General features: G+C 40.4%; 13 protein-coding genes. 3 read left to right on the top strand and 10 right to left on the bottom strand.

The window, feature by feature from the left end:
* The first annotated feature begins 104 nt into the window (after nt 1-104).
* Nucleotides 105-1,478: a tryptophanase gene (locus tag DXC10_RS08755; RefSeq protein WP_101545271.1), complete on the top strand. Its 1,374-nt coding sequence runs from the start codon at nt 105-107 to the stop codon at nt 1,476-1,478.
* Nucleotides 1,479-1,487: 9 nt separating this feature from the next.
* Here the strand turns inward: DXC10_RS08755 and DXC10_RS08760 are convergent, their stop codons facing one another.
* The 4 genes from DXC10_RS08760 to mutY all read right to left on the bottom strand — a co-directional run bounded on the left by DXC10_RS08760 (nt 1,488) and on the right by mutY (nt 5,049).
* On the bottom strand, nt 1,488-2,117 hold the full coding sequence (locus tag DXC10_RS08760) for a 4'-phosphopantetheinyl transferase superfamily protein (RefSeq protein ID WP_101545531.1): 630 nt from the start codon (nt 2,115-2,117) through the stop codon (nt 1,488-1,490).
* Nucleotides 2,118-2,121: 4 nt separating this feature from the next.
* Complete coding sequence (locus DXC10_RS08765) at nt 2,122-3,453, bottom strand: gliding motility-associated protein GldE (RefSeq protein WP_101545269.1); 1,332 nt, start codon at nt 3,451-3,453, stop codon at nt 2,122-2,124.
* A gap of 23 nt (nt 3,454-3,476) precedes the next feature.
* Nucleotides 3,477-3,938 carry a single-stranded DNA-binding protein gene (locus tag DXC10_RS08770; protein ID WP_101545267.1) on the bottom strand — a complete coding sequence of 154 codons (462 nt, stop codon included), beginning with the start codon at nt 3,936-3,938 and terminating at the stop codon, nt 3,477-3,479.
* A 70-nt stretch (nt 3,939-4,008) separates the two neighbouring features.
* The gene (gene mutY, locus DXC10_RS08775) at nt 4,009-5,049 is read right to left on the bottom strand and encodes an A/G-specific adenine glycosylase (RefSeq protein WP_117737695.1); all 1,041 of its coding nucleotides are present in this window, start codon (nt 5,047-5,049) and stop codon (nt 4,009-4,011) included.
* Between the two features lie 175 nt (nt 5,050-5,224).
* Between mutY and DXC10_RS08780 the strand changes: the two genes are divergently transcribed.
* On the top strand, nt 5,225-5,500 hold the full coding sequence (locus DXC10_RS08780; protein WP_101545263.1) for an HU family DNA-binding protein: 276 nt from the start codon (nt 5,225-5,227) through the stop codon (nt 5,498-5,500).
* Nucleotides 5,501-5,783: 283 nt separating this feature from the next.
* The gene (locus DXC10_RS08785) at nt 5,784-7,358 is read left to right on the top strand and encodes an Rne/Rng family ribonuclease (RefSeq protein ID WP_101545261.1); all 1,575 of its coding nucleotides are present in this window, start codon (nt 5,784-5,786) and stop codon (nt 7,356-7,358) included.
* A gap of 109 nt (nt 7,359-7,467) precedes the next feature.
* On the opposite strand, the gene DXC10_RS08790 is transcribed toward DXC10_RS08785, so the two are convergent.
* The 6 genes from DXC10_RS08790 to DXC10_RS08815 all read right to left on the bottom strand — a co-directional run bounded on the left by DXC10_RS08790 (nt 7,468) and on the right by DXC10_RS08815 (nt 13,579).
* A complete protein-coding gene (locus DXC10_RS08790) occupies nt 7,468-8,640 on the bottom strand; it encodes an iron-containing alcohol dehydrogenase (RefSeq protein WP_101545259.1) in 1,173 nt (390 codons plus the stop codon).
* A gap of 122 nt (nt 8,641-8,762) precedes the next feature.
* Nucleotides 8,763-10,889, bottom strand: a complete 2,127-nt coding sequence (locus DXC10_RS08795; RefSeq protein WP_158557838.1) for a polysaccharide lyase family 8 super-sandwich domain-containing protein — start codon at nt 10,887-10,889, stop codon at nt 8,763-8,765.
* Between the two features lie 85 nt (nt 10,890-10,974).
* Entirely contained in the window at nt 10,975-11,910 is a 936-nt protein-coding gene (locus DXC10_RS08800) for a phosphatase PAP2 family protein (protein ID WP_370448208.1), read from the bottom strand.
* Between the two features lie 22 nt (nt 11,911-11,932).
* Complete coding sequence (locus DXC10_RS08805) at nt 11,933-12,604, bottom strand: CDP-alcohol phosphatidyltransferase family protein (RefSeq protein WP_101545255.1); 672 nt, start codon at nt 12,602-12,604, stop codon at nt 11,933-11,935.
* Nucleotides 12,594-13,121 (bottom strand): GtrA family protein, encoded by a 528-nt coding sequence (locus tag DXC10_RS08810; protein ID WP_101545253.1) that lies wholly within the window; start codon nt 13,119-13,121, stop codon nt 12,594-12,596. The genes DXC10_RS08805 and DXC10_RS08810 overlap by 11 nt, the downstream gene beginning before the upstream one ends.
* A complete protein-coding gene (locus tag DXC10_RS08815; protein WP_101545251.1) occupies nt 13,106-13,579 on the bottom strand; it encodes a phosphatidylglycerophosphatase A in 474 nt (157 codons plus the stop codon). Before DXC10_RS08815 ends, DXC10_RS08810 begins: the two co-directional genes overlap by 16 nt.
* Nucleotides 13,580-13,664 lie beyond the last annotated feature (85 nt).

A 13,664-nucleotide genomic window follows, 5' to 3' on the forward strand; every position in this document is an offset into this window, starting at 1 on the left:
GATCAAATATTGTTTTATAGCTATTTTATAATTATATTCGGCACACAAAAAGTAATTAACCTACTTTTCAATGACCTATTGTCAAATACTAAAAAGAAAAGATTATGGAAATCCCATTTGCCGAATCATGGAAAATCAAAATGGTGGAGCCTATCTGTAAAAGTACCCGCCAAGAACGTGAACAATGGTTGAAAGAAGCCCACTATAACGTCTTTCAACTCAAATCGGAACAAGTTTATATCGACCTCATCACCGACTCCGGTACGGGTGCCATGAGCGACCGTCAATGGGCAGGAATGATGTTGGGTGATGAAAGTTATGCCGGTGCCACTTCCTTCTTCAAACTAAAAGAAGTCATCACCCGTCTGACGGGTTTTGAATATATCATCCCCACCCATCAGGGACGCGCTGCAGAAAATGTACTGTTCTCCTATTTGGTTCACGAGGGAGACATCGTTCCCGGAAATTCTCACTTCGATACTACCAAAGGACATATAGAAGGACGTAAAGCAACGGCATTGGACTGTACCATTGACGAAGCCAAACAAACACAACTGGAAATTCCATTCAAAGGCAATGTAGATCCGGTTAAACTGGAAAAAGCTTTGCAGGAACACAATGACCGTATCCCGTTTATCATTGTTACTATCACCAACAATACGGCCGGCGGGCAACCCGTTTCCATGCAAAATCTACGCGAAGTTCGTGCTGTTGCAGATAAGTATGGCAAACCTGTATTATTCGACTCTGCACGCTTTGCCGAAAATGCTTATTTTATAAAAATGAGAGAAGACGGCTATAGCGAAAAAAGCATTAAAGAGATTACTCGTGAAATGTTTACCCTTGCTGACGGTATGACCATGAGTGCCAAAAAGGATGGTATCGTAAACATGGGTGGATTTATCGCTACCCGCCGGAAAGACTGGTATGAAGGGGCTAAAAGTTTTTGTGTACAATTTGAAGGATACCTCACTTATGGTGGTATGAATGGTCGTGACATGAATGCGCTTGCCATCGGTCTGGATGAAAACACAGAATTCGATAACCTCGAAACCCGTATACGCCAAGTGGAATATCTGGCTCAAAAGTTGGATGAATACGGGATACCTTACCAACGTCCGGCAGGAGGTCACGCCATCTTTGTAGATGCCCCCAAAGTTCTGACTCATGTTCCCAAAGAAGAATTTCCGGCACAAACCTTAACCATTGAACTGTATCTGGAAGCTGGTATCCGTGGTTGCGAAATCGGTTATCTGCTTGCCGACCGTGACCCCGTTACTCGTGAAAACCGCTTCGACGGCTTGGATTTGTTGCGTTTGGCTATTCCTCGCCGGGTATATACCGACAATCACATGAATGTGGTGGCTGCCGCCCTGAAAAACGTATATGATAAACGCGAAAGCATTAAGCATGGAATACGTATCGCATGGGAAGCTCCATTGATGCGCCACTTCACCATACAGTTAGAAAGACTGTAAACAGTGATTTTACAGACTCATAGTCAGTACAAAATCCGGATATATATAATAATGAATTGAATAGTGCATTTTCTCTGCTGTACGATATTCTTCAGCGGAGAAAATGCCTTGTCGGTCTACCGTAAATGGGAAAATACGCAAATGTTCCCGGAAATCGACTTCGGAAGCATTCATACATTTAAACATCGTTTCCTTTGCCGACCAGTAAAGCAGCAAAGACCAAATATCAGTTCCCTGAAATGTTTCCGGAATTTCATCATCACGCATGAATTTATGCGATACACGCCTCACCCGTTCACCGTATTGCTCAATATCGATTCCAACCTCATTCCCCGGTGGTCCCAACAGTACTGCAACATATCCTTTGGTATGCGAAATACTGATAGAAGCAGAATTGTCCGGCAAATAAGGTTTACCGTTGGAATAATAAGCAATCTCTTTTTCTTCTCCCAACAAAGTATACAGTAACACACGAACTGCCAACCATTCCAAACGACGATGACCGGCAGCAAACCGTTGCATACTTTGCCTGTAATATTCCTGATGAGGAAGACAAACAAGCAATTCTTCCAGTGTTTCATCCATTTTCCAAATGCCCCACCGGCAGGCAAATTCTGTATTTTGAAAAAAAAGAGGCACGTTATCAGTCAAGAGTTGAATTGATTGTGAATTTCACTTTCAAGATACGACGGTTATCCATTTCGAGAACTTCAAACTCATAACGGTCATAAGTAACTTTCTCGTGAAGTGCAGGAAACTCTCCTTTCAACTCAAGCAACAGCCCTGCCAGAGTATCGGCATCGCCAGCCACCTCATCAAAGGTTTCTTCATCTATTTTGGTTATCTTATAGAAGTCCGTCAATTGCGTTTTCGCTTCAAACACCCAGGTATGGTCGTTAAGAATTGCATACGTACGTTCTTCATCATCATATTCATCACGTATCTCACCGACAATTTCTTCAATGATATCCTCCATCGTGACAATACCCGATGTACCTCCAAACTCATCCACCACAATAGCAATATGAATTTTATTCGCTTGAAAGTCACGTAACAAGTCATCAATCATTTTAGTCTCGGGAACAAAATAGGCCGGACGTATCAATGACTGCCAACGGAAATTATCGCCTTTATTCAAATGAGGAAGCAAATCTTTGATATACAACACTCCCTTAATATTATCACGTGTTTCCGCATATATCGGAATACGCGAATAAGCATTTTCTACAATACATTTCAAAACTTCTTTAAAAGGGGTACGTATTTCCAGATCGACTACATCCAGACGAGAGGTCATAACTTCTTTAGCTGTCTCACCACCAAAACGTATAATACCTTCCAATATATTATTTTCTTCAGAAAGTTCCGCTTTATCCGTCAATTCCAATGCATGAGACAATTCGTCTACCGAGATATTATGATTTTTGCGTACAAAGTGTTTATTCAGGAAAGAAGTGGAACGTACCAACAAAGAAGATAGCGGATAGAATATGGAACGGCAAACCATAATACCAGGAGCAGCAAAACGACAGAAAGCCAACGTTTTCTGCGCAGAATAGATCTTCGGCATAATTTCACCGAAAAGCAGTAACAAGAAAGTAAGAATAACCGTCAGCACAATAAACTCGGCAATCACCGAATGAAATTGAACTACATTCATAAAGAAAAAGTTACAAAGCATGATAATGGTTACGTTTACAAAATTGTTCGTAATCAATATTGTAGCCAACAACCGTTCCGTATCATCCAACAAATTACGGATTTTCTTATCTGAAGAGTGTTTTCCCTCTTCAATAGTACTCAAGTCTGATGGAGAGAGTGAGAAAAAAGCAATTTCGGAAGCCGAAGCAAAACCGGAAACAAGTAAAAGCAAACTCGCCAAAATAATAGCTATAACAGCCGAAATAGAGGGAGCATGTACGGATATACCGTTAAAAACATCTGCCAATTGGCATAAATAAGCGTCTGGGTCCAAAGAATTTGGTTTTAGTTAAACAATTAGAACGGTAAATCGTCCGTTGAATTATCTTGCGCAGGAGCATTTTGCGGGATAGGTTGCTGAGTTGCAGATTGTCCGCCCATACCAGCCTGAGGGGTATATGGAGCCGTTCCCGGCACTGTGGCACCTTTAGGTGACAACATTTCCATTACATCTACGAAAATCTCTGTGACATAGCGTTTAGCACCTGTCTGGTCATCGTAAGAACGGGTACGTATTTTACCTTCTACATAAAGTTTGTCCCCTTTATGCACATACTTTTCTGCTGTTTCTGCCAGTCCGCGCCAAAGAACGAGATTATGCCATTCCGTACGATCCGGAACCTGAGTTCCATTCTGCAAAGTATACCCTCTTTCGGTAGTAGCCAAAGATAAAGTTGCAACAGCCACACCACTATCAAGATACCTCACTTCTGGATCCCTACCGACATTTCCCAACAATATCACTTTATTTACTGACATAAGCTTGTTATTTTAATTTGCTGCCAAAATTAACGAGAATAACAACATCATGCAAGAATACAGACAACTTTTATACATATTTCTCAATGAATGCATGTACCAGACGTGATATCGGATATTGTCCCAAATCTTCGGTTCTGATACATTGATAACCCGAAAAAGATTGTGACGTTTCAGGCAAAACCACTTCATAAAAGTTCGTATAAATCACCCGGTGTGACAAAACATGTTTCACATTCCGGAGAATAGAACGGACTTCGGGTTTCTCTCCTTCTGCAAAAAGTGAACGGAACTGAGAACTTTTCACAAAGTCTTCTTCCGATAAATCTGCCTCTGTCTCTATCAACGGCAGTTCGAACAGGTTTTTCCAAATGTCGTTTTCCGTTCGTTTATGTATAAAAGTACACGCACCCATGCGTACATATATATAATTAAAATAGCGATTGCTCGTTTTCGTTCTATGTTGTTTTACAGGTAATTTCATCACCTGGCCTTTTGCCAGAGCCGAGCAACTGTCTGCCAAAGGACAAAACATACAATTAGGAGATTGCGGCGTACACTGAATAGCTCCGAAATCCATTATGGCCTGATTGTAAATGGCAGGATGTAATTTATCCAACATTTCGTCTGCCAAAGTTGCAAACAGCCTTTTCCCTTCCGTAGAATCTATAGGAGTATCAATACCAAAATAGCGAGAAAGTACCCGATACACATTACCATCAACCACCGCATAAGGTTGATTGTAAGCAAAAGAACAAATCGCGGCGGCCGTATAGTCTCCTACTCCCTTCAATGCCCGTACTTCCTGATATTTTTTGGGAAAGACACCATTCATACTCTTAGCAGCAGCATACAAATTACGGGCACGAGAGTAATAACCCAGTCCCTGCCAATACTTCATCACTTCATCCTCCGAAGCTGAAGCCAAAGCTTCTACATCGGGAAAACGACGTATAAAACGAAGGAAATAATCATACCCCTGCACCACTCTGGTCTGTTGCAGAATAATTTCAGATATCCATATCTGATAAGGATCAGTAGTCTCCCGCCAAGGTAGTTCACGCTTGTTTTCCTCATACCAATCCAGCAATGTTTCAGTCAATATACTCATGTTGAAAACAGCATTTTAAGAAGACAAAAGTACTGTTTTTCAGTCTAAGAAAACTTAATGCCGCGACTTTTTTAGAAAATTGTCCGAAATATATTTTTTAGAGCCACGGAAAAGCTATATATTTGCAGTCCAAAAAATTAGGAAACAATAGTAATAATATTTTTTTTTAAGAGAAATGACTAAAGCTGACATTGTAAACGAAATTACAAAGAGCACCGGAATTGACAAAGTGACAGTACTTGCAACCGTTGAAGCGTTCATGGACGCAGTGAAGGTATCTTTATCAAAAGATGAAAATGTTTACCTCCGCGGGTTTGGTAGTTTTGTAGTGAAAAAGAGAGCACAAAAAACCGCTCGTAATATTTCCAAAAACACTACTATTATCATTCCGGAACATAACATTCCGGCTTTCAAGCCTGCTAAAACATTCACCATCGCTGTGAAGAAATAATAAACAATAGTATTAACCCATAAAATTTGAAGCTATGCCAAGCGGAAAGAAGAAAAAAAGACATAAAATGTCTACGCACAAGCGTAAAAAAAGACTAAGAAAGAACAGACATAAAAGCAAAAAGTAATTTTTAGTCTGACGGACAAAATAAAGAACAAACTTGTGAAGCATATTATCTCGCGAGTTTGTTCTTTGTTTAAAAGAACAAAAGTAATCAGTAACAAGTAGCATTCTTTGCTACCAATTACTGACTGCTAAATAATAATTAATTAAAGCAATTATTGTGACAAGCGAACTCGTTGTAGACGTACAGCCTAAAGAGGTTTCCATCGCACTGCTCGAGGATAAGAGCCTGGTGGAACTCCAAAGTGAAGGAAGAAACATTTCCTTTTCTGTGGGCAATATGTATTTGGGGCGTGTCAAAAAACTGATGCCCGGCCTGAATGCATGCTTCGTGGACGTGGGTTACGAGAAAGATGCTTTTCTTCATTATTTGGACTTAGGTCCTCAATTTAACTCGTTAGAAAAATACGTAAAGCAAACTTTAAGTGATAAAAAGAAATTAAATCCTATTACAAAAGCGACCATACTTCCCGACCTTGAAAAGGATGGAACCGTATCCAATGTACTTAAGGTGGGACAAGAAGTAGTGGTGCAGATTGTCAAGGAACCCATCTCTACCAAAGGACCGCGGCTGACTTCCGAACTTTCCTTTGCCGGAAGATATCTCGTACTGATTCCTTTCAATGATAAGGTTTCTGTATCACAAAAAATTAAATCAAGCGAAGAACGTGCCCGCCTAAAACAGCTGCTGATGAGCATCAAACCGAAAAATTTCGGTGTCATCGTGCGTACTGTTGCCGAGGGGAAACGGGTTGCAGAGCTTGATGGAGAGCTTAAAGTATTACTGAAACATTGGGAAGATGCCATTACTAAAGTACAGAAGGCTACTAAATTTCCGACTCTGATTTACGAAGAAACAAGTCGTGCCGTAGGACTATTACGTGACTTGTTTAATCCTTCTTTCGAGAACATCCATGTAAATAATGAAGCGGTGTTCCACGAAATAAAAGATTACGTAACACTTATCGCCCCCGAACGGGCAGGAATTGTAAAACTGTACAAAGGAGAACTTCCTATTTACGACAATTTCGGTATCACCAAACAGATCAAGTCATCATTCGGTAAAACCATTTCATATAAAAGTGGTGCCTACCTGATTATTGAGCATACTGAGGCGCTTCACGTAGTAGACGTGAACAGCGGTAACCGCACCAAGAATGCCAACGGACAGGAAGCCAACGCACTGGAAGTGAACCTGGGAGCTGCCGATGAACTGGCCCGCCAATTACGACTAAGAGATATGGGTGGTATCATTGTAGTGGACTTCATTGACATGAATGAAGCCGAAAACCGTCAAAAGCTTTACGAACGTATGTGCGCCAACATGCAAAAGGACAGAGCACGTCATAATATTCTGCCACTCAGCAAATTCGGTTTGATGCAGATTACCCGTCAACGGGTACGTCCAGCAATGGATGTAAATACTACAGAAATTTGTCCTACTTGCTTCGGCAAAGGTGCCATTAAATCGTCCATTCTCTTTACGGACACTTTAGAGAGTAAAATTGACTATCTGGTCAACAAATTGAAGATTAAAAAATTCTCGTTACACATCCACCCGTACATCGCTGCCTATATCAATCAAGGCCTTATCTCCCTGAAACGAAAATGGCAAATGAAGTACGGATTCGGTATCAAGATTATTCCCAGCCAGAAACTCGCGTTTCTGCAATATGTATTCTACGACCCGCAAGGGGAAGAGATTGACATGAAGGAAGAGATCGAAATCAAATAAAAAAAACGGCGGAGCAAGATTAATACTCCGCCGTCTTTTTAAAACAAAATATCATTTTTCCTAAATCTCCCTGCACATGTAGTTTCTAATGAAAGCCTACAATACCTTATCACAACGCCAAACGATAAATCTCTTTACTATTCTCTTTTGTCAATTTCACATAATTGCCAACTAACTCGCCTTTATTACGATGTAGGTTATCTGCCAAACGATCGATATCAGGATGATCAATACCCAATTCTTTAAAGTTGACCGGCAACCCCATATAACGGAAGAAATGTTTTAATCGGGAAATACCTGTCAATGCCATTTCTTCTAAATCATCTGATTCGGGCACATTAAAAATACGGTTGGCAAACTGGGCTATTTTTCTCGGATTATGCTCTGCCATGAAAGTCATCCAGGCCGGAACAATCACTGTTAAACCTGCACCATGTGTCACATTGTAAATAGCACTGACTTCATGTTCCAGAAAATGGGACGCCCAATCTTCTTCACAACCTACACCACAAATTCCATTATGAGCGATAGTACCACACCACATAATATTGGCACGCGCACCATAATCACCGGGATTTTGTTTCACACAATAAGCCTCTTTGATAATAGCCAGCAAAGTACCTTCACAAATACGATCACTGATTTCCACATCTTGCGTATTGGTAAAGTAACGTTCCATAATGTGTACCATCATATCGGCAATACCACAGGCTGTTTGAAAAGGCGGCAATGTATAAGTAAGTTCAGGGTTCATAATAGAAAAAACAGGACGCAACAACTCTGGCACCCGAAGGCTTAATTTTTGAAGAGTCGCAACTTTTGTTATTACCGAATTTCCAGATCCTTCACTGCCCGCAGCTGGAATAGTCAGTACAACGGCTACTTTCAAAGCTTTCGTTACTTTTGCCTTACCAATAAAGAAATCCCAGAAATCACCCTCATAAGGCACGCCAGCGGCAATTGCTTTAGCAGTATCAATCACCGAACCACCGCCAACCGGAAGAAGCATATCTACTTGCTCACGACGGCAGATATCAATGCCTTCATATACTTTTGTATCAACCGGATTGGGCTGAATACCACCCAACTCACAATATTCAATATCAAATTCCTGCAGAGATTGTTTCACTCTATCCAATAAGCCACTCCTCACTACAGAACCGCCACCGTAGACAATCATTACTTTCCGTGCACCATATTTTTGTACCAGTGCGCCAACCCGAGTTTCCGTTGCCTTGCCAAAGACAAATTCGGTAGGACTATAAAAGACAAAATTATTCATACTTACATTTAAGTATATAGATACATTAAATTAATATATAATTGATAACCCCTTTATTCATCTAAAGTAACTTCTACCTTAATAAGCTACATACGTACACCATCTTATTCTTCATTACAAAGTTATAATTTTACTTTCACACTCCTACCCGCATATTCATTTTGGGGCAAGTCGATTGCATAACGTTGCAACACTCCACTCCCGCTATTAATTGAAAGATGAATAGTCTTTAAAAGTCGGGTAGGATCGGAAACAAGCAATTGAGTAACATTACCTGCCGCATTGTATTTTAACATTACCAATCCGGGAGAATCAATAGTAACAGATAGATTGCCGGTGATATGAACAGTACCATGTTTATAAAATACGGCATAAGCTATACGTAGTCCATTGTGCCTCACAGCCTGAAGTTCAGACGTATTAGTCAAGACAGAGACAGGAAGAACATGTACATAGTCTTCCATTTCATAGTGGTTAACCGAAGGTACCACTATATACTCATAACTTGCATTTTTACATTCTTTACCATGGTTCAAAGCAAGAGTAAATACATCGCATTTCACCTCTTCGGCAGAAACACTCGTCTGCTTATTGGCAATAGTCCAACTACCCGTTTTTTCCTGATTAAGCAAAAAAACAGCGGACTTTTCGGGAAACACATAACCTACGTTATCATGGTTTACCCATTCCACTTTAGGAATATTAACGGCACCTCGAGATTGAACATGTGCCCCACGTCCATCTTTCACATGAACTTCCCCCGAAAGCACGCATTGATTTATAGTTGTTGACACAGGACGGCCCTTCACTCTCGAGGTAATACCACTACCTAAACAAACATATTCCTTGTCGAAGAAGAAATAAGATTTCTTGGCTGTTAAAGCGGTATGCGGACTTTTAAATTCAAAACCTACTGCACCATACATATCATCGGAAACAGCACCCACAAATTTAGTCAACCCCCATTTCTGCACATTTTCTTTCAACGGCATAGTATCCAACTGTACGGTGGTAGTCCCTGGTATTTTCATCCAGTCATAAACAGGTATCACATTTTTATATTCATCGCCCTCCAAAGAAAGGTAATTCGTTCCATCACCACGAAAATGATTCATTATTCCCTCACCATTATAGGGCTCTTCCATATTGGCATTACGCTCGGAATACATACGGACCGAAGTGTAGAAATTTGGACGCTGATAAACGAAATGGTCGGTACACCAAAAGAATTTCGCATACGATTGTGGAATTACATTTTCTCCTTCCCGGGCACGGACTACAGTTTCCAATTCGGCTTTTCTATAATCAGTAAGAGTCAATATATTCTTAACGACATCCGCACTCCACACCACAGCCTTACCAGGACGGGTGATATCACGATTTCCTATTCCAGGATCTGAAATCATGCCATAAATCATCTGCTTGCATATACCATCAAGATAATAATCTACAATCAGACGAATAGAGTCTTGTGAAAAGCCGAAACGGGTACCATTTACTAAAGTAGCCCACTCTACAAAAGCATTACCGTATCCTACACCATAAGTCAGTGTATTATTTACCCGGTCTGCCCTATGATGAAAACTGTAATCATATTGTATTCCTATTTTAGTAGAGAATTTTATTTCACTCTCTATCACCTTAAGTAACATCTCCACTTCCTCTACATTCCTTTTATACAAGGCAGCTTTAGCCTGTATACCAGCTATTTTAATACGATCACCGCTCGGACGAGCCCCCGTAGCATTGATATTTCCACGGCTTATGATTTGTAACATTTTATCAGACTGTTCTTTAGATAAATCCTTGTCCATGAGTAAAAGTATAGTCACCATACGTGCAGGCGTGTCAATCTGATTATTCCACCAATTATCACAAATAAAGTCATGTTCAAGCCAATATGCCATCGATTTATCAAAAGCCTGCTTCAAACTTCTTTTTCCCCGAAAAAGTGATCCCGGTTTCTTATATGCTATCGCTAAATTCACCATATTAGCCAAATGCCTTGCATGCTGAAATCCTGTTCTAGACACATCTACATAATCTATTCCAGGCCATGTACCATCAGCACGCAGTGTTTGTAGCAGGTTATCCACTATATTCCCGTTGACATTAGTAGATATTATCCGTTCTATACACCTCTTCCGTATTTTTTCTATATCCGAATCGTTTTTACCTATTATGCTCTGAGCACACAACAAAAATATAATGCACCCCAACAACCTGGCCAGACTTTTTTCAATAAACATACAGTTATAATTTTTTGGTAATAAAATCACATCAGACATAACCGTTTATTCATAAATGGGAATTTATATATTTATGATTAAATTATCATTTGACGTACTGAGCGTATCTTTCAAAGAAACGTTTGAATGCACCCCACTTCATCAAGCCTTTCTCAAAAACCAGAATACCCAGCAAGGCGCATGAGATACCAAGCATTACATCAATCAGATAATGATGACCAGAATAAACAGCTGTCCACCAGATACCCACCATGATAAATGCGAATAAAGCTATCAACCATTTCTTGCAATGTCCCATAGCGGCGTATGCTAAAGCAACAACCATATAAGCTGCATGCAACGAGGGTACAGCAGCAAAGACATTGGCATTACGACCATAAATAGAGTGGAAAATAGAACAACCCAACAGTTCATCGAAACGTCCCAATCCCGCCACATTACCCGGGGTATCAAGTACCGGTTCGAAACCATAATTCATTGCATACCAAGGAGGTGCAGCCGGGTGTATATAATATCCGGCAAAACCAATGAGGTTCACCAAAAGGAAAACCATTGCAAAACGCAAATATACTTTCCGTTCTCCTTTCCAATAAAGCCATAAGCCAAAGGCAATGGGTACAGGTACCCAACAAAGATAGAATATCCCCGCAAAGAAATCTCCTATCGTACAGTGGTTCTGTGCAAAATATTCGCAAGGTATCAATGTTGTCCCGTTGATTGAGATACCGAACAAAGATTTCTCTGCCTCATATAACCCTTGTACATCAATCGGATTTACCTGATAATTAGGATATACCCGCATCCAATCGTATGATATACCGAAAATAATAAATGGCAGTAATGCCACTGCCAATTTACGGGTAGTTTTTCCTGCAAAGAACAGTACAAAAAAAAGCCCAGACATCAGAAAATGCTCCGTACGAAGACCAATACAAACTGCCGTCAATATCAAGAAAAGTCCCGTTATGACAACCACCAGAACACCCTCCTTCACAGAGGGAAAGAATTTATCACTCACCATTTCATTTTTTTTGATACACAGACTACTCTCCTTCCTCTTTACAGGAGCGAGAGATTAAAAGTTTACGACAATGCTCAATACGTGCAAATGCCGTCAAATTTGCCAATACAGCTATTACAGCTAGTGGTACAATCATTATCAACATAGGATCGAATGCCGTGCAATCTCCAAAAACGCCACAGAACACAGCACCAAGGCTAGTTAATACCACACGTTCCGGACGTTGCATAAAACCGACTTTACAGTCAAGTCCTAAACCTTCGGCACGGGCACGCACATAACTCACCATGATCGAACCTACCAGAGCGATAAATGCAAGGATAGACCCCCATAAATATCCTTGTAATATTAAATAATAAAATATACCGAACAAAGTAATCAATTCACTATAACGATCCAGTACAGAATCATACAGCGCACCAAATGTGGAAGACATATTACCAACACGTGCTACACGCCCATCCATCATGTCAAACAAACCTGCAAAAAGAACAATTCCTCCTCCCCAGCCTACATAGGCTAGTTCGCCCGGCTTGTACATACCTGCATATATAAACAAACATGCTGCCGCAATATTCAGCACCAATCCGGTAGTGGTAATGAGATTAGGTGTAATACCTATTCTAATCATACCGTGCACAACAGGATTTATAATTTTATAAATCAACTGTTGCAACCAATCTCTATAATTCATATTCGTCTTTTTTTGTCTCTAAATGATGTTGAAGAAATCTCCTAAAATTATGATTACGATAAACAAAAATCCGTTGCAAGTGGTAGTTCCAAAAGAACGCTACCAACAAAGCTACAATAATCTTGGACAGAATAAATACATCGCTGATATAATAACCCAGCAACCCATCCACCCATCTCATACCTGTCAGCCATTCGGTCAAAGCAAAGGTGCCCCATGTATTTAATATAATACTACCTCCCCAGACAAAAAGATACTTCACGGCAACATGTGTTTTCTTACAATCTTCCGCATGAAATACCCAACCATAATTAATGACACAGTTTACCATACCACCAACCACGGAACCTAAAAAAGTAGCATACAAATAAAAAAGGCCGGACATTTTTACCAACAGGATAGTTACAAGAAAATCGACCATACTTGCCACATACGCCGAAAGTTGAGCTTTTATAAAAACCCAAATCGCACGACGCCAACCGGCAAATACTGATGTTTTCTTTATGCCAACAACCATCTCGCTATGATTAAGACTACAAAACTATAAATTCCCGCCAGAATATCATCCATCATCACCCCTATTCCTCCCGGAAAACTTTCCATCCGGCGAATACCCAATGGTTTAAAAATGTCCAGAAACCGGAAAAGCATAAAAGCCCCCAGTACATACCAGACATTTCCGGCAGGTGCAGCAAGCAAAGAAATCCATACTCCTACCATCTCGTCAACTACTACACGCGAAGGGTCTTCTCCCCAATAGGATTCCAGACGATTGACAGCCCATACACCTGCCAATGTAAATAGTAAGATAAAAGCCACTGTCAGCCATATCAAGCAAATTTCCGAAACGACCAAAGATAAACCGAACCAGATGAGTGTAGCCAACAAAGCACCGGCTGTACCCGGAGCAAAAGGAGAAAAGCCCGAACCGAAGCCCGTAGCGATAAGAACAGGGAGAAAGGAGGGTTTCTTCATTAAAAAAGTGATAAGATGATTAAACGTGATAAAGTAGCCAGCGTAATAAGTAATAGAACAATAGGGTGATAGAGCTGTAAAGTAT

The sequence above is a fragment of the Bacteroides sp. OM08-11 genome (assembly GCF_003438665.1).
Classification (GTDB): Bacteria; Bacteroidota; Bacteroidia; order Bacteroidales; family Bacteroidaceae; genus Bacteroides; species Bacteroides cutis.